We start from the raw sequence: 17,178 nt of genomic DNA on the forward strand, positions 1-17,178 counted from the left end.
CGGGCGCCCGCACTGCCGACAGCGACCGAGGCGTCGTCAACGCCCGCCCCACCGGCAGACGCGGCCTCGCTCGAAGCGCTCACGGAGCCGCCGGTCTCGTCGACCGCCGCAGGAGCACTGCCCGGCCCACCGGACTCGGCGCGCGGGCCCGAGCCATCCGGGACGCCCGCCTCGGCAACAGGCACCGCTGTCCACTCGCGTGCCCCCGCGCTGTCCGGGGCGTCCGGGCCGTCCGGACCCCGGTTCGTACCGTTCGTCATCGCGTTCAGCCCGCGGCAGCGAACGCCGCGTCCATCTTCTTCACCGCGTCACCCGACGCCGCCGCCACGTCCTTCTTGCCGCTCACGATCTCCTGGAACATCGTCGGCAGCACCAGCGACGCGTCGATCTGACCCCAGCCCGGTGAGGCCGGGACGAACTTGGCTCCCGCGCCCAGGGTCTTGACGAAGGGGTCGACGAACGGCTCCTTCTTCGCCACCTCCGACCGGACATCCGTGTACGTCGGCAGGAAGCCCATCGCGTCGAACAGCTTGCGCTGCGTCTCCTTGCCCGCGAACTGCTTCATCAGGTCCACCGCCAGCGTGCGGTGCGAACTGCTCTTCAGCACGCCGATGTTGTTGCCGCCCGCGAAGGCCGGGGCCGTCTCGCCCGCCTTCAGGCCCGGCAGCGGCACCACCGCGTACTTGCCCTTCACCGAGCCCGCCTCCACCGCCTGGTGGCTGAAGTCGCCGCCGATAGCCATCGCCGCCTTGCCGGAGGCAAAGGCCGTCACGGTCGCGTTGCCGCCCATCGAGGCGCACTTCGCGGCCGGACAGTTGTCGTCGCCGAAGAGCGAGGTGTACGCCGTGATGCCCTTCTGTGCGGCCGGGCTGTTGATGGCCGCCTTGTACGAACCGCCGCTCTCCTCGGCGAGCTCGCCACCCTGCGCCCAGATGAACGGCATCGCGCCATAGGTGTACGCGCCGCCGACCGCGAGCCCGTACAGCTCCGGCTTCGCCTTGTGGATCTTCTTGGCGGTGGCGATCAGCTCGTCCTGGGTCTTGGGAGCCGCGATGCCCAGCTCCTTGAAGACATCGGTGCGGTAGTACAGCGCGCGTACGCCGACGAAGAGCGGCGCGCCGTAGATCTTGCCGCCGACCGTGACCGACTGCCTGGCGGTCGGGTCGGTGTCCTTGGCCTCGTCCCAGGCGGTGAACTCCGCGCTGACGTCCGCGAGTCCGCCGTCCTTGACGTATCCGGCCGTGTCGGTGTTGCCGTACTCGATCAGATCCGGCGCGCTCTTCGGGTCGTTGAAGGCGGCCTTGATCTTCTGGGTGCGGGTCTCGACCGGTATGTACTCGATCTCGACCTTCGCGTCCTTGTGCTCCTTGCCGAACGCGGCGACGGCGGCGTCGACGACCTGCTCCTTCGGCTTGTTGTTGACCTCCTGGAAGAGCCAGACGCGCAGGGTGCCGCTCTTCTCGTCCTTCTTGGCGCTGTTGTCGGAGGTCTGGGGCGCGCAGGCGGTGGCGGTGAGGCCCGCCAGCACAAGTGCCGCGGCGGGGGCGGCAATTCGGGCAGACAGCTTCATGCGTTGTCCCCTACGAGTAGGCGTTGCAACATGTGCAACGTACGTTTCGTTCTGCACAACACGCAGGAGGCTAGAGCCGGGCAAACAACCGGACAAGAGGTCTCAACCACTCTGTGACCGGCAGCTGCACCCCGTGCAACGGGAGCACGCACGCAAACGGCCCCCGGGGTACGCACGCATGCGCACCCCGGGGGCCGTTCACGACGGCAGGACCCGAGGAGTTACTTCTTGTCCTTGCCGCCCTTGTCCTTGTCGCCGCCAGGGCCCATGGACTCGTAGATCTCCTTGCACATCGGGCAGACGGGGTACTTCTTGGGGTCGCGCCCCGGCACCCAGACCTTCCCGCACAGTGCCACCACGGGAGTGCCGTCGAGGGCACTCGCCATGATCTTGTCCTTCTGGACGTAATGGGCGAAGCGCTCGTGGTCGCCGTCCGACACCTGCGGCGTCGGCTCCACGAGGGTTCCCGTGCCTGTCCCGCGCTCGGGCTCAAGAGTGCTCATGAGCTCCAAGGGTACTCACGTCGACGCCCCACCGGCCGCCACGGGGCCCCACCCGCGCCCGGGCGCCGTCCACGCGGGAGGTCACGGGAGGCCGCGACACGTCGCGGGAGGTCAGTTGAGCGACGGGTCGTCCGGATACGTCGCGAACATCGCCAGTTCGCTGCGCTGCCGCCGCAGCACCGCCCGCCACAGGCTCTCCGGCTGCGGCGACGACACATCACCCGGCTCCGACTCGACGACGTACCAGGCGCCGCCGTTCAGCTCGTCCTCCAACTGGCCCGGCCCCCACCCTGCGTACCCCGCGAAGATCCGCAGTGAGCCCAGCGCCGCACCGAGCAGCTCCGGTGGCGTCTCCAGGTCGACCAGACCGATCGCGCCGTACACCCGCCGCCAGCCCAGCGGCCCCTCGTCGCCCGGGATCACGGCGACACCGAGCGCGGCGTCGAGCGAGACCGGGCCGCCCTGGAAGACCACGCCGGGCTCACCCGCCAGTGCGGCCCAGGACTCCAGGATGTCGCCGACGACCACCGGCGTCGGCCGGTTGAGGACGACGCCGAGCGAGCCCTCGTCGTCGTGGTCGAGCAGCAGAATCACCGCCCGGTCGAAATTCGGGTCCGCGAGGGCGGGTGTGGCGACAAGCAGCCGCCCTGTGAGCGAGGACACCTCGGTCATGCGAGACATGATCCCGCATCTTCGCCCTCCGCGGGGAGCGCGGGGCACAGTGTGAGCCGACGCAGCTCAGGGCACGGCGGACGCCGCCGACTCGGGAACACCCGGCGGTGACGCTCCGTACAGACGCGCGGACTGAACGTGTTGTGCCCAATTCATTACGTCCCAGGACCGTCCTTGGCCTTACGGGACAGGGGTGTACGCCCCTTACCCTTTTCACTGGCCCCCCGTCCGACCACTCCGGAACGCGAGATTCATGACCGGCACAGACGATGTACTGCTTGTCCACGGCGGAACCCCGCTGGAGGGCGAGATCCGCGTTCGCGGCGCGAAGAACCTCGTGCCCAAGGCGATGGTCGCCGCCCTGCTCGGCAGTGAGCCGAGCCGGCTGCGCAATGTGCCCGACATCCGTGATGTACGCGTCGTACGCGGACTGCTGCAATTGCACGGAGTGACGGTCCGGCCCGGCGACGAGCCTGGTGAGCTGGTGCTCGACCCGTCGCACGTCGAGAGCGCGAACGTCGCTGACATCGATGCACATGCGGGCTCCTCACGCATCCCGATCCTGTTCTGCGGCCCGCTGCTGCACCGGCTCGGCCATGCCTTCATCCCGGGCCTGGGCGGCTGCGACATCGGCGGCCGGCCGATCGACTTCCACTTCGAGGTGCTGCGCCAGTTCGGCGCGACGATCGAGAAGCGGGCGGACGGCCAGTACCTGGAGGCCCCGCAGCGGCTGCGTGGCTGCAAGATCCGCCTTCCGTACCCGTCGGTCGGCTCGACGGAGCAGGTGCTGCTGACGGCGGTACTGGCGGAGGGCGTCACCGAGCTCTCCAACGCCGCGGTGGAGCCGGAGATCGAGGACCTCATCTGCGTACTGCAGAAGATGGGCGCGATCATCTCCATGGACACCGACCGGACCATCCGGATCACCGGTGTCGACAAGCTCGGCGGCTACACCCACCGGGCCATCCCGGACCGCCTGGAGGCGGCGTCCTGGGCATCGGCGGCGCTGGCGACCGAGGGCAACATCTATGTGCGCGGCGCGCAGCAGCGTTCGATGATGACGTTCCTGAACACGTACCGGAGGGTCGGCGGCGCCTTCGAGATCGACGACGAAGGCATCCGCTTCTGGCACCCGGGCGGCTCGCTCAACGCGATCGCCCTGGAGACGGACGTACACCCCGGTTTCCAGACCGACTGGCAGCAGCCGCTGGTGGTGGCGCTGACCCAGGCGGCGGGCCTGTCCATCGTCCACGAGACCGTGTACGAGTCGCGGCTGGGATTCACCTCCGCGCTCAACCAGATGGGTGCGCACATTCAGCTCTACCGCGAGTGCCTGGGCGGCTCGGACTGCCGCTTCGGTCAGCGCAACTTCCTGCACTCGGCGGTCGTGTCGGGCCCGACGAAGCTCCAGGGCGCGGACCTGGTCATCCCTGACCTGCGCGGCGGCTTCTCGTACCTGATCGCGGCGCTGGCGGCGCAGGGTACGTCGCGGGTGCACGGTATCGACCTGATCAACCGCGGCTACGAGAACTTCATGCAGAAGCTCGAGAAGCTCGGTGCGAAGGTCGAACTCCCCGGCGGCGCGCTCATCTGACCCCCAGGGGCTCCGCCCCCGGACCCCCGCGCCTCAAGCGCCGGCGAGGCTGAATTGCGACCCCGGATCCTTCAGCCCGTCCGGCGATTGAGGACACGCCCGAAGGGCGTACGGGGGGTCTGGGGGCGCAGCCCCCGGTAACGGGCCTCCACGGGGCCCTGGAAGGCCCGTAGGCACGCAAAGGGCGGCCACCCGACACACAGGTGGCCGCCCTTCGTGCTGTGCCTCGGGGCTTACTTGCCCTTGGCGGCTTCCTTGAGCTTGGAGCCCGCGGAGACCTTCACGCTGTAGCCGGCCGGGATCTGGATCGGGTCGCCGGTCTGCGGGTTACGAGCGGTGCGAGCGGCACGGTGGGTGCGCTCGAAGGTCAGGAAGCCGGGAATGGTGACCTTCTCGTCGCCCTTGGAGACGACCTCGCCGACCACCTCGGCGAGAGCGGCCAGTACAGCGTCGGCGTCCTTCCGGGTCACCTCGGCACGGTCGGCCAGCGCGGCCACCAGCTCACTGCGGTTCATGTTGTTACTCCCGTGTTCTTCTTGCCTGTGAGGCGTGAGATCGAAGCCGATGCTGCCAGGGCCCTCGGACAGTCCCCGGACCCGGGTCTGCTGTCAGACCCTCGCGCCCGAATACGCATCCTGCCCCCACCAGCGGCGGGAAAGCCAATCCGGCACCCTCCGGAGTCACACGAAAAGCGCCACTGCCTCGTCGTGGTGACGTTCCGTCTACTCACCGGAGACTCCGCGGAGCCGCAGAGCCTCGAGCGCGGGGCTCATGGTCCGTCACCCTAGAGCCGCATTCCCGGCCCCGCGACCCGCGACGCGCCGTACGTCAGGACGACGTGGGGCCCGTCACAGCCGCGCCGGCCGCCTTTGCGGCGTTGCGTACCGCTCCGGCGACCGCTCCCGCGACCTTGTCGTTGAAGACGGACGGGATGATGTAGTTCGGGTTGAGTTCGTCCTCGGTGACGACATCCGCCAGCGCCGCGGCCGCGGCGAGCATCATCTCCGTGTTGACGGTGCGGGACTGGGCGTCCAGAAGACCGCGGAAGACGCCCGGGAAGACCAGCACGTTGTTGATCTGGTTGGGGAAGTCGGAGCGGCCGGTGGCGACAACGGCCGCCGTCTGGCGGGCGATTGCCGGGTCGACCTCCGGGTCGGGGTTCGCGAGCGCGAAGACGATCGCGCCTTCGGCCATCGCAGCGACATCCTCCGCGCCCAGCACGTTCGGGGCGGACACGCCGATGAAGACGTCCGCGCCGGCGACCGCTTCCTTGAGCGTTCCGGTGACACCCTCGGGGTTGGTGTTGTCGGCGATCCAGCGCAGCGGCGAGTCGGGCGCGGCGGCCACCAGGTCCGCGCGGCCCGCGTGCACCACACCGTGGATGTCGGCGACGACGGCGTGCTTGACGCCCGCCGCGATGAGCAGCTTCAGGATGGCCGTACCGGCCGCGCCGGCGCCGGACATGACGACCCGTACGTCCCCGATGGCCTTGCCCACCACGCGCAGCGCGTTGGTCAGCGAGGCGAGGACGACGATCGCGGTGCCGTGCTGGTCGTCGTGGAAGACCGGGATGTCCAGGGCCTCGCGCAGCCGTGCCTCGATCTCGAAGCAGCGGGGCGCGGAGATGTCCTCGAGGTTGATGCCCGCGAAGCCGGGGGCGATCGCCTTGACGATTTCGACGATGGCGTCGGTGTCCTGGGTGTCGAGACAGATCGGCCAGGCGTCGATGCCGGCGAAGCGCTTGAAGAGGGCCGCCTTGCCCTCCATCACCGGGAGCGCGGCCATGGGGCCGATGTTGCCGAGGCCGAGGACGGCGGAGCCGTCGGTCACCACTGCAACGGAGTTGCGCTTGATGGTGAGGCGTCGGGCGTCCTCGGGGTTCTCGGCGATCGCCATGCAGACCCGCGCCACACCGGGCGTGTAGATCATCGACAGATCGTCACGGTTGCGGATGGGGTGCTTGGACTGCATCTCGATCTTGCCGCCGAGGTGCATCAGGAACGTACGGTCGGAGACCCTGCCGAGGACGACGCCCACGATCTTGCGCAGCTCCTCGACGATTTCGTCGGCGTGCGCGGTCGAGGTCGCTGCGATCGTGACGTCGATCCGCAGCTTCTCGTGGCCGGAAGCGGTCACATCCAGGCCGATCACAGAGCCGCCGGAGGACTCCACGGCCGTGGTGAGCTGGGAGACCGCGGTACCGCTCGCGGGGACCTCCAGCCGGACCGTCATCGAGTACGAGACGCTGGGCGCCGTTGCCATGACCGGGTTCCTCTGCTTTCGCTAGCTTCATTGCCATGCGGCCGCGGCTCATGCCCGGCGACGCATTCCGATGGTCGCACCTACCTGCGAGTAGCAGGTAATAGTGGTCATTGAGTTTTCGGAAACAGCTTTCCACCATACGAGATAGGGCTGTCCCGGCGGAAGCCCCCAATGAAACAGGTCCGCGCCACCTTCCGGTGACGCGGACCTGTCTCTCGTACGAAAAGGTGGCACCGACCCGCCATGCTCGCCTCGCGGCAAGTGGTCGCTCGCAGCGACGAAGGTTGGGCCCGGGGGCTTGGATCGAGCCGGTGCCACACCCAGGCTAACACTGTGCTTTTCCCGGGAGACGCCCCCGGACCAACAATCCCGGTAGGCGATTCCAGCATCGCGGGTTGCCTGGGAATCAGTACGGATCAGCCTCCGTTCAGTCCCAGGCCGGCGTCGGACCGGCCCCCCAGCAGTCCCGGATCAGTCCCGCAGGAGGTCAGGCACGCCGTTCGCGTCCGGCTCGTCGCGCCGGTCCGAGACCACCGTCAGCTGCTGGGTCGCCCGCGTCAGCGCCACGTACAACACCCGCAGCCCGGCCGGGGACTCGTCCGCGATCTCCGCGGGCGAGACAACGACGGTCGCGTCGTACTCCAGTCCCTTCGCCTCCAGCGAGCCGAGCGCCACCACGCGCTCGCCGAGCCCGGCCAGCCAACGCGCCGCCTGCTCGCGCCGGTTCATCGCGACGACGACACCGACCGTGCCGTCCACCTGGTCCAGCAGGCGCTTCGCCTCCGCCCGTACGGCCGAGGCCCGGTCACCGTCCTGCACCACCGCGAAGCGCGGCCGTACGCCCGTGGAGCGGACCGCGGACGGCGACTCCATGCCCGGCATCGCCAGCGCCAGCACCTTGGCCGCCAGCTCGGCGATCTCGGCCGGATTGCGATAGTTGACGGTCAGCTCGAAACGGCGGCGCGGACGGCTGCCGAGCGCCTCGTCGCGTGCTTCGGCCGCCTCGTCCGGGGACGACCAGGACGACTGCGCCGGATCGCCGACGACCGTCCAGGTGGCGTGCCGGCCGCGGCGGCCGACCATCCGCCACTGCATCGGAGTCAGGTCCTGCGCCTCGTCGACGATGACATGCGCGTACTCGGTACGTTCCTGCGCCAGCCGCTCGGCACGCTCGCGCTGCGACTCCTGGCGCTGCGGCATCAGCTCCTCCAGACCGGTGAGCTGGTCCAGCGGGTCGAGTTCGCGCATCCTGCGCGGACGGGCCAGGGTGCCGAGCAGTGTCCCCAGCTCGTCCAGGAGGGCCACGTCGTGTACGGAGAGAGGGCCCCGGCCGTCGTCGCCGAGCCGCCGCAGGGAGCGGGCCAGACGGCGCACCTCGCCCGGGTTGAGCACCCGCCGCGCCCACCGGCCCAGCCGCCGCTCGTCGGCCATCGCGACGAGCACGCCGCGCGGCGTCAGCTCCGGCCACCACGCGTCCAGGAACTCGATGAAGCTGTCCTCGCCGCTGATGTCCTCGTCGAAGGAGGACCGCAGCTCGGCCGCGAGCTCGGCGTCGCCGAGAGAAGAAGACGCACCGCGCCCCGCGGATCCGGACTTCGACCAGAGGGCGTCCAGCAGCAGCCTGCGGGCGCGCGGGCGCAGCAGATTGACCGGGGTGGTGCCGCCGAGGACGTTGTGGCGGATGCGATGGAGCTCGTCCGCCTCGATCTCGAGGCGGCGGCCGAAGGCGACGACGCGCAGCCGGTCGGGCGCTCCGGACGGGGCCTGGGGCTCCTCGCCGAAGGCGAGCTGCCCCGTCGGCTCCACCGCGGGTCCCGACAGCTCCAGCGCGCCCCGCGCGGCATGGCGCAGCACTTTCAGCATCCGCGAGGAGCCCTTGATCCGGGCCACGGCCGGCTCGTCGTACGCCGTGGCCTCCGCGCCGTCGACCAGACTGCCGACCGCGCGGATCGCGACCTGCCCCTCCTCGCCCAGCGAAGGCAGCACGCCCTCGGTGTACGCGACGAGCAGCGGGGTCGGCGAGACGATGAGGATGCCGCCCGCGTATCTCCTGCGGTCCTGGTAGAGCAGATACGCCGCCCGGTGCAGGGCCACCGCGGTCTTGCCGGTCCCCGGGCCGCCCTCGACATACGTCACGGAAGCGGCCGGGGCGCGGATCACCAGATCCTGCTCCGCCTGGATGGAGGCGACGATGTCCCGCATCGAGTGGCTGCGGGCCTGTCCGAGCGCCGCCATCAGCGCGCCGTCCCCGATGACCGGGAGCGCGGCGCCGTCCAGCGTGGCGGTCAGCTCCGGGCGCATCAGGTCGTCCTCGACGCCGAGGACCTTGCGGCCCTTGGAACGGATGACCCGGCGGCGTACCACCCGGCCGGGATCGACCGGTGTCGAGCGGTAGAAGGGCGCGGCGGCCGGGGCCCGCCAGTCGATGACCAGCGGCGCGTAGTCGGAGTCGAGAACGCCGATACGGCCGATGTGCAGGGTCTCGCCGATCTCGGCGGTGTTGTCGGCGCGTACGGCGTCGTCGGCGGGCTCGACCGAGGTGTACGCCCCGTCCGGGCCCTTCTCGCCGTCCTTGCCGTACAGCAGGTCGATCCGGCCGAAGAGGAAGTCCTCGAACTCGTTGTTCAGGCGGTTGAGGTGCACACCCGCCCTGAAGACCTGGGCGTCCCGCTCGGCTAGTGCGCCCGGCGTGCCGACCTGGCCGCGTTTGGCGGCGTCGTTCATCAAGAACTCCGCCTCGTGGATCTTCTCCTCGAGGCGGCGGTACACCTGGTCGAGATGTTCCTGCTCAACACCGATTTCATGGTCCCTGACCGTGTCAACGGCGGATTCGACCATGGAATCAACAGCGGCATCCTGCGCGGCCACCGAGGCCCCCTTCTGACGTGCACTGGGCAGCCGTCAACCGTACGCGAAGGGGGCGAATATGTCAGGCTTCGACCTCCACCAGTCGCTTGCCGTCAAACGTACGGACCTCGAAGTGGTCGATGTCGTTGCGGTCCATCGCCGCGCCGCCATGGACGTAGAGCGGGTTCTTGCCCAGGGCGTTCGGGCTGTTCGCGATCCCGTACCCCCACTTCGGCACCGCCCAGGAGGTCACGACCTCCTGCTCGCCGCTCTTGGAGACGGCGACCAGATTGCACTTCAGCGGACCCTTGACGTTCTTCAGTTCGAGAACGGTGTGGGTGCCCCAGGCCTTCTTCTCCATACCGACGGTCGCGCTGACCTTGGTCGTCGCGTCCGTCGCCCGGACCTTCTCCTCCATGTGGTTGAAGAAGGCGTCCTCGGCGGGACTGGTGGGGTGCGGGTCGGTGGTCGCGCCCGCCTCGTTCTTGGTGCCGGCGTCGTTCGCCGTGACGACGACCGCGACGGCGGGACCGCCGATGATCAGCGCCGCGGCGGCCGCGACCAGATACATCCCGCGCCTGCGCTTCTGCGCCCGCTTGGCCGCGACCTCGTCGAGCAGTCCGCCGAGCAGCTTCGGGCTGGGCGCCTTCGGCACCACGGGAACGGGCCTCGGTGGCGGGAATTCCGCCCCCGGCATGGCATGCAGACCGGGCATGCTCAGCACATTCGACTGCTGGACCGGTGCCGGGGCCTCCGCCAGCATGGCCAGCATCGGCTCCATCCCGGAGAACTCCTCGAGGTGGGCGGCGCAAATGTCGCAGCCCGCCAGATGCGCCTCGAAGGCGGAGGCGTCCGCGTCGTCGAGAATGCCGAGCACGTATGCGCCGACCGCATCGTGTACGGATTCCTGCTCATACATGGTCATGCCGTGACCCCCCTCTCCTCCAGAGCGAGCTTCATGGAACGGAGTGCGTAGAACACGCGGGACCGCACCGTCCCGCTGGGTATGCCGAGCGTTTCGGCCGCCTCATTGACCGTACGGCCCTTGAAATACGTCTCGACCAACACTTCCCTGTGGGCGGGCGTCAAATCATCGAGCGCATCTGAGAGCGTCATCAGCCACAACGCCTTGTCGATCTCGTCCTCCGCGGGCATGACCTCCAGCGGCGACGGATCGACCTCCTGCGGCCGGGCCTGCCGGCTGCGGTGACCGTCGATAACGATGCGGCGTGCCACCGTCACCAGCCAGGGTCGGACAGAGCCGGTCGCTCGGTTGAGCTGACCGGCGTTCTTCCAGGCACGGATGAGCGTCTCCTGCACCACGTCCTCGGCGCGCTGGCGATCGCCGGCGACGAGGCGCAGTACATAAGCGAGCAAAGGTCCCGCATGTTCGCGATACAACGCGCGCATGAGTTCCTCGTCAGGTGCTGAGGAGTCGATGCGTGGCTTCTCGCTGCGATGGCGGGCCCTTTGCGGACGGTCATCGGCCACGGCCGCATCCTTGCGCACCTGAACCTCCCGGTCGAGACCCTGATTTCGGCTGACTGCTTCTCCCCCATCACTACGGGGACCACAGACGCATCACTCAACGCACAGCCAAAAAACTTTCAAGATCTTTTACGGCGGCCCCCGGAGGGGTCTCAGGCCCTCGCCACGGCGGCCCTGCGGCGGTGCCTGGCAACCCGCTCGCGGTTCCCGCACACCTCGCTGGAGCACCAGCGGCGCCGCCGTCCCCGCGAGGTGTCGAGGTAGACGCGGCGGCAGCTGTCGCCCTCGCACCGCCGCAGCCGGGCCCGGGAAGCCGGGTCGGTCAGCAGCTCCACGGCGTCGCGGGCGACGGCGGCGAGCAGCGCCTCGCAGTCGGGCGCGGCGCTCAGCGTCCGTACCAGCGAGCCGTCCGGGGCGCGTACGGCTCTGACGCCGGGCGGCGGCCCCGCGGCGAAGACATTGACGCGCTCGAGAGCGAACTCGGCGCAGCGGCCGTCGATCTGGGCCCGCACCAGCTGCCCGACACAGTCCCGCAGTTCGACGAACCCGGCCGCCCAATGGCCGTCGACGGCCGCGAGCGGTGTCCCCGCGGGCACCAGCCCCGCCCCCACCAGCCACTGCCCGAGCCGTCCGGCCTCCGCCAGCGGCTCCTCGGCGCCGGAGGCCGCGCCGGAGGCCGCGCCGGAGGCCGTCTCCGAGGTCGCCACCAGGTCCAGGCAGATGCGCCCTGAGTCGAATCGCCAGTCGTACGAGCCCATGCCCGCCGTCATGCGCCTGTCACCGCCTCGGGGTCTCGGAGCTTGTCTCGGAAATTGCCGGTGGGAGCCGTTCCCTTTCAGAGTGCCCGTCCAAAGGCGCGGCCGGAACCCCTCCTCCTGCCCGGTCCGGCCGCGTTTTCCGGCGTCAGTGGCGTGCGATGCCCGGCGCGATGTCCTCGTACCGTTCGACGTGGTGCTCGGCGTACGGCCCACCCGGCGTCGTGGCGCGTGCGGTGGGCCCTGTCGGCGCGGCGGCCGGCTTGCCGCAGAACGCCGCCTCGAGCGTGCGGGCCATGACGCCGAGGACGTTGCTGTTGTTCGAGGTGTTGGCCACCGCGGTGATACTGCGCTGCCCGTCCTTCGAGGTGAAGGAGTACGTGTAGTAACCCTGGACGGTGCCCGTGTGCCCGTACACGGAGATGCCGCAGGACAGATCACGGCGGCGCAGGCCGAGTCCGTAGCCCTGCGTGCTGTTGACCGGCACCCACTGCTGCATCTGCGTCAGCAGGCCGGCCGGGAGGAGCCGGCCTCGGAGCAGCGCGGAGAAGAACGTGTCCAGGTCCCGTGTGCTGGAGATCATCGCGCCGGCGCTCTGCGCCCAGGAGACGGTCTGCCGGGTCGAGTCGACCAGCGGCGCACCGGTCTCGTCGGGCCTGAGGTAGCCCTTGGTGTGCCGGCCGGGGATGGCCGTGTCCGGGTGTACGTAGGAGGTGTCGCGCAGTTTCAGGGGCGCGATGATCCGGTCGCGGTACTCGGTGCCCAGGGAGTGGCCGGTGAGCTTCTCGATGAGCTGACCGACGACGACGAAATTGGTGTTGGAGTAGCGGAAGGTGGTGCCCGGCTTGTCCGTGAGCGGCTTCCGCAGCGACAGATCCAGCAGTTCCTGGAGGGTGAACACCTTGTTCCGTACGGACTCGAAGCCCGGGACCGTCGCCTCGAACATATCGTTCGTGTAGTCGTACAGGCCGCTGCGGTGGCTGAGCAGATGGCGCACCGTGATCTGGTCGTCGGGGAGCAGGCCGGGCAGATAGGTGTTGACCGAGGTGTCCAGATCGAGCCTGCCCTCGTCGACGAGTTGCAGCAGCACGACGGTGGAGAAGCTCTTGGTGACGCTGCCGACCCGGAAGCGGTCGCCGGTACTGATGGCCCGTCCGGTCTCGCGGTCCGCGACGCCCTCGGCCGCCCGGTGGACGGTGCCGTTGTCGTCGATCCTCGCCATCGCGCCCGGTGCGCCTTCCGCCAGCGCCGAGCGCAGCACCTGCTGAAGGCCCGTCAGATCGGGTGCGGGCATCCCCTCGGCGGCCGAAGTGGTGCTCTTCGCAACGGAAGTGGTGCTCTTCGTGGCCGAACTGGCTCTCTCGGCAGCCGTCGTGGCTGATGCGGCCTGCGCCGGGACCGCCAACAGAGACAGCAGGACCGCGCCCAGCGCCGTACCTCTGCCGACCATGCCTGTGCTCACCATGCCTGAGACCATCTGGTTGTTCTCCATTCCGGTGCGGGCCGCGCCGCTGATGCGGACGTCGGCAACATCATTACGCGCCGGACACCCGGGCAGGTTGCATGCCTCAGGGAGTGAACTTCAGGGCATCGGTGGGTCGTTGTGCAGAATCCGCTGGAAGAGGCGGTGGTCACGCCACTCGCCGTTGATGTGCAGATAGCGCGAGGCCGTGCCGATGACCTCGAAGGAGCACTTGACGAGGACCCGTTGGGAGGCTGCGTTGTCGAGGAGGGTGCCTGCCTGGATGCGGTGCAGGCCGAGCTCCTCGCGGGCGGCCCGGCAGACCTCCTCGACCGCTCGGGTGGCGAGCCCGCGGCCGGTGTACTCGGCGTCGATCCAGTAGCCGAGACTCGCGCTGCGGAAGGGGCCGAGGACGATGTCGGTGAGAGTGAACTGGCCGACAACGCGGCGGCCGTCGGTGAAGTGCCAGCGCCTGACCGCCGGATCGGGCGCGAGCCGGACGGCCTGCCCCTCGGGCGTGAAGAACTCGGCGGGACGGTGCGGCGACCAGGGCCGCATCTGGTCGCGGTTGCGGACCAGGGCGTCGGCCACCGCCTCGGCGAGGCGTGCGGCGTCGTCCGGGCCGTCGAGGCTGAGGCGGACATGATCAGTGCTGATCCTGCGTACCGTAGACGCCCGCACCGTAGACGCCCGCACCGTAGACGCCCGCACCGTAGACGCCCGCACCGTAGACGCCCGCACCGTAGACGCCTGCACCGTAGACGCCTGGACATGGGGTTGCGACGCTCGCCCATGGAGAGCGTCCACTGCCACCGCTTGACTGATGACATGACGCAGAACAAGGCAGAGAACAGGGCGGAGAGCAGGGCAGCCGGCAGGAGCGCTCAGGCCGTCCTCGGGGCGGCGACGGTGGCCAATGGCCTGGTCGCGGGCGTCTGGTACGCGTACGCGACCTCCGTGATGCCGGCGCTGGCGCGCAGCGACGACCGGATCTGCATCGAGGTCATGCAGAACATCAACGAGGTGATCCAGAATCCCGTCTTCTTCGCGGGCTTCTTCGGTGCGCTGATCCTGGCCGCGGTCGCGGCCTGGCAGCAGCGCCGCTCCCCGGCGCGCTGGTGGGCGGTGGCGGCGCTGGTGCTGTACGCCGCGGTGCTGCTGGTGACCACGGCGGTGAACATTCCGCTCAACGACGAGCTGGCAGCGGCCGGTGACCCGGCCCGGATCGCCGATCCTGCCGCCGTGCGCGAAAGCTTCGAGGACCCGTGGGTCGCCTGGAACGTGGTGCGCCTGGTGCTGTCCACGGCCGCGCTTGCCTGCCTGTGGCGGGCGACCGCTCTCGTACGTCAGACGTCGGCGTACTTGGTGTCGGCAGCCGGGTCCAGCGCCAGCCGGTAGCCGCGTTTGACGACGGTCTGGATCAGCTTGGGCGCGCCCAGCGCCGTACGCAGCCGGGCCATGGCGGTCTCGACGGCATGCTCGTCCTTGCCCGCGCCCGGCAGCGTGCTCAGCAGGTCGGAGCGGGATACGACCCAGCCGGGGCGCCGGGACAGGGCGCGCAGCAGGGCCATTCCGGCGGGCGGCACGGGGCGCAGGTCGTTGTCGACCAGGACCGCGTGGCCGCGGATCTCGATGCGGTGTCCCGCGACCGGCAGGGTACGGGCGCGGGAGGGCAGCTCAACGCCGAGCAGTTGGACGAGCGGGCCGAGCCGGAAGCGCTCCGGCTGCACCGTGGTGACGCCCACGGCCTGCAGCGGCAGCGCGGTGACCGGCCCCACGCAGGCCGCCAGCACATCGTGGTCGAATGCGCGCAGCAGCTTGGGGAGCAGGCCGCGGTTCTCGGCGCGGGAGAGCAGCGAGGCGGCGGCCGGGGCGCTGGTGAAGGTGACGGCGTCCAGGGCGCGGGAGACGGTCGCGTCGAGGAGCCGGTCGAGCGGACCGAGATCCTCCGGCGCCATCCACCGGTAGACCGGTACGACGACGACGTCGGCGCCCCCGGCCCGTAGCGACTCGACGAATCCGGGCAGCGGCTCGCCGTGCAGCTGGAGCGCGATGCGGCGGCCGTCGACGCCTTCTCCCAGCAGCCGGTCGAGGACCTCGGCCATGGATTCGGAGGCCGGGGACCACTCCTCGGTGAGCCCTGCGGCGCGGATCGCGCCCCTCACCTTGGGCCCGCGGGCCAGCAGTTCCACACCGCGCAGCCGGGTCAGCAGTTCCTCGCCGTGCCCCCAGCCGTCCGCGGCCTCCACCCAGCCGCGGAAGCCGATCGCGGTCGTCGCGACCACGACATCGGGCGCATGATCGATCAACTCCTTGGTGGCGGCGAGGAGTTCGGCGTCGTCGGCGAGCGGGACGATACGCAGGGCCGGGGCATGGAGAACGTCGCCGCCGCGCCGCCGGAGGAGCGCGCCGAGCTCGTCGGCGCGCCGGGCTGCAGTGACGCCGACGGTGAATCCGGCGAGGGGCCCGTGCTGTTGGTCTTGCATGTGATCGTCCCTACTCTGTCCCACCCTGTACGGATGTGACGGCCGAGCCTGCCAACGGTGCGTGACAGGCTCGGTTCGCCCACATTTCCCAGCCGTTACGGCGGGTCCCTACGGTGTCGTCCCGCTCACACCCGGGCGTAGCCGAGCTGCGGTTCCGCCTCAGCCGCCTCGGCCGCCCCAGCCTGCACAGGGGTGGCGGCGGGTCGGCGAAGGTATACCGCCCAGGTGACCACCGAGCACGCCGCGTAGAAGGCGAGGAAGGCGATGAAGGCGCTGGTCCCCGTCCCGGCGGTCAGGAAGGACTGCCGGAAGGCGAGGTTGATGCCGAGGCCGCCGAGCGCGCCCACGGCGCCGATCAGCCCCATCGCGGCCCCGGACAGCCTGCGGCCGTACGCGCCCGCCTCCTCGCCCGTCATGCCCTTGGCCAGCGCCTTGGCGTTGAAGATGCCGGGGATCATCTTGTACGTCGAGCCGTTCCCGAGCCCGGTCAGAACGAACAGCGCTATGAAGCCGACGAGGAAGACGTTCAGGGACTCCTGGACCGAGGCGGCGACGACCACTCCGGTCGCGGCCGCCATGGCCACAAAGTTCCACAGGGTGATGCGCGCCCCGCCGAACCGGTCGGCGAGCAGACCGCCGACGGGCCGGATCAGTGAGCCGAGCAGCGGCCCGATGAAGGTGAGCGACGCGGCCTGCAGCGGCGTACGGCCGAACTGCGTCTGCAGGACGAGGCCGAAGGCGAAGCTGTAGCCGATGAAGGAGCCGAAGGTCCCGATGTAGAGGAACGCCATGATCCAGGTGTGGGCGTCACGGACCGCCTCCTTGGCCGCTCCGGTGTCGTTCTTCACCGGCGCGAGGTTGTCCATCCACAGCGCAGCGCACACCGCGGCCACCACGATCAGCGGGATGTACACGCCCAGCAGGATGCGCGGATGGGTCGCCCCGATCGTCCCGATCACCAGCAGGCCCACGAGCTGCACCACCGGCACCCCGATGTTGCCGCCGCCCGCGTTGAGCCCGAGGGCCCAGCCCTTCTTGCGGAGCGGGAAGAAGGAGTTGATGTTCGTCATCGACGAGGCGAAGTTGCCTCCGCCGACGCCGGTGAGCGCCGCGACCGCCAGGAAGGTGGTGTACGAGGTCCCGGGCTCCATCACCGCGTACGCCGCGCCGGTCGGCAGCAGGAGCAGCAGTGCGCTGAAGATGGTCCAGTTGCGGCCGCCGAAGCGGGCGACGGCGAAGGTGTAGGGCACCCTGATCACCGCCCCGACCAGCGTCGCCGTGGCGATCAGGAAGAACTTGCCGGCCGGGTCGATGCCGTACTGCGGCCCCATGAAGAGCACCATCACGGACCACAGGGTCCAGATGGAGAACCCAATATGTTCACTCAGAACGGAGAAGGCGAGATTACGCCGGGCGATCTTCTCCCCCGTCGCTCGCCAGAAGGTCTCGTTCTCAGGGTCCCACTGTTCGATCCACCGGCCAGCCATCAGGTGCCTCCACGGTCCTCGGGTCGTGGGAGCGACGTTATGGACGGCGCGT

General features: G+C 69.7%; 15 protein-coding genes. 2 read left to right on the forward strand and 13 right to left on the reverse strand.

Annotated elements, in window-relative coordinates:
* Window positions 1–265: 265 nt before the first annotated feature.
* The 3 genes from AB0D12_RS31150 to AB0D12_RS31160 form a co-directional block, all read right to left on the reverse strand.
* Window positions 266–1,570 (reverse strand): extracellular solute-binding protein, encoded by a 1,305-nt coding sequence (locus AB0D12_RS31150; protein WP_362690137.1) that lies wholly within the window; start codon window positions 1,568–1,570, stop codon window positions 266–268.
* Between the two features lie 221 nt (window positions 1,571–1,791).
* Window positions 1,792–2,073 carry a DUF3039 domain-containing protein gene (locus AB0D12_RS31155; RefSeq protein ID WP_362690140.1) on the reverse strand — a complete coding sequence of 94 codons (282 nt, stop codon included), beginning with the start codon at window positions 2,071–2,073 and terminating at the stop codon, window positions 1,792–1,794.
* A gap of 111 nt (window positions 2,074–2,184) precedes the next feature.
* Entirely contained in the window at window positions 2,185–2,745 is a 561-nt protein-coding gene (locus AB0D12_RS31160; protein ID WP_362690143.1) for a YqgE/AlgH family protein, read from the reverse strand.
* A gap of 253 nt (window positions 2,746–2,998) precedes the next feature.
* Here AB0D12_RS31160 and murA point away from each other — a divergent pair, with 253 nt between their 5' ends.
* Window positions 2,999–4,339 carry a UDP-N-acetylglucosamine 1-carboxyvinyltransferase gene (gene murA, locus AB0D12_RS31165; RefSeq protein ID WP_362690146.1) on the forward strand — a complete coding sequence of 447 codons (1,341 nt, stop codon included), beginning with the start codon at window positions 2,999–3,001 and terminating at the stop codon, window positions 4,337–4,339.
* 233 nt (window positions 4,340–4,572) lie between these two features.
* Here murA and AB0D12_RS31170 read toward each other — a convergent pair whose 3' ends face one another.
* From AB0D12_RS31170 to AB0D12_RS31205, 8 genes are all read right to left on the reverse strand, one after another.
* Complete coding sequence (locus AB0D12_RS31170) at window positions 4,573–4,854, reverse strand: HU family DNA-binding protein (RefSeq protein ID WP_326650212.1); 282 nt, start codon at window positions 4,852–4,854, stop codon at window positions 4,573–4,575.
* A gap of 313 nt (window positions 4,855–5,167) precedes the next feature.
* Window positions 5,168–6,601: an NAD-dependent malic enzyme gene (locus AB0D12_RS31175; RefSeq protein WP_362690150.1), complete on the reverse strand. Its 1,434-nt coding sequence runs from the start codon at window positions 6,599–6,601 to the stop codon at window positions 5,168–5,170.
* Between the two features lie 471 nt (window positions 6,602–7,072).
* Window positions 7,073–9,439 carry a UvrD-helicase domain-containing protein gene (locus AB0D12_RS31180; RefSeq protein WP_362690299.1) on the reverse strand — a complete coding sequence of 789 codons (2,367 nt, stop codon included), beginning with the start codon at window positions 9,437–9,439 and terminating at the stop codon, window positions 7,073–7,075.
* Between the two features lie 91 nt (window positions 9,440–9,530).
* Complete coding sequence (locus AB0D12_RS31185; protein ID WP_362690153.1) at window positions 9,531–10,373, reverse strand: zf-HC2 domain-containing protein; 843 nt, start codon at window positions 10,371–10,373, stop codon at window positions 9,531–9,533.
* Window positions 10,370–10,957 carry a sigma-70 family RNA polymerase sigma factor gene (locus AB0D12_RS31190; protein WP_108148995.1) on the reverse strand — a complete coding sequence of 196 codons (588 nt, stop codon included), beginning with the start codon at window positions 10,955–10,957 and terminating at the stop codon, window positions 10,370–10,372. The genes AB0D12_RS31185 and AB0D12_RS31190 overlap by 4 nt, the downstream gene beginning before the upstream one ends.
* A 131-nt stretch (window positions 10,958–11,088) precedes the next feature.
* A complete protein-coding gene (locus tag AB0D12_RS31195; protein ID WP_362690156.1) occupies window positions 11,089–11,706 on the reverse strand; it encodes an ABATE domain-containing protein in 618 nt (205 codons plus the stop codon).
* Between the two features lie 133 nt (window positions 11,707–11,839).
* Complete coding sequence (locus AB0D12_RS31200; RefSeq protein ID WP_362690159.1) at window positions 11,840–13,156, reverse strand: serine hydrolase domain-containing protein; 1,317 nt, start codon at window positions 13,154–13,156, stop codon at window positions 11,840–11,842.
* Between the two features lie 117 nt (window positions 13,157–13,273).
* Complete coding sequence (locus AB0D12_RS31205; RefSeq protein WP_362690302.1) at window positions 13,274–13,810, reverse strand: GNAT family protein; 537 nt, start codon at window positions 13,808–13,810, stop codon at window positions 13,274–13,276.
* Between the two features lie 171 nt (window positions 13,811–13,981).
* Here AB0D12_RS31205 and AB0D12_RS31210 point away from each other — a divergent pair, with 171 nt between their 5' ends.
* Complete coding sequence (locus AB0D12_RS31210; protein ID WP_362690162.1) at window positions 13,982–14,551, forward strand: anthrone oxygenase family protein; 570 nt, start codon at window positions 13,982–13,984, stop codon at window positions 14,549–14,551.
* On the opposite strand, the gene AB0D12_RS31215 is transcribed toward AB0D12_RS31210, so the two are convergent.
* Together AB0D12_RS31215 and AB0D12_RS31220 are read right to left on the reverse strand one after the other, a co-directional pair.
* A complete protein-coding gene (locus tag AB0D12_RS31215; RefSeq protein ID WP_362690165.1) occupies window positions 14,500–15,639 on the reverse strand; it encodes a uroporphyrinogen-III synthase in 1,140 nt (379 codons plus the stop codon). The genes AB0D12_RS31210 and AB0D12_RS31215 overlap by 52 nt on opposite strands.
* A 125-nt stretch (window positions 15,640–15,764) precedes the next feature.
* Window positions 15,765–17,126 (reverse strand): nitrate/nitrite transporter, encoded by a 1,362-nt coding sequence (locus AB0D12_RS31220; RefSeq protein ID WP_362690168.1) that lies wholly within the window; start codon window positions 17,124–17,126, stop codon window positions 15,765–15,767.
* Window positions 17,127–17,178: the final 52 nt, after the last annotated feature.

Source organism: Streptomyces sp. NPDC048479 (assembly GCF_040651435.1).
In the GTDB taxonomy this organism is placed as follows: Bacteria; Actinomycetota; Actinomycetes; order Streptomycetales; family Streptomycetaceae; genus Streptomyces.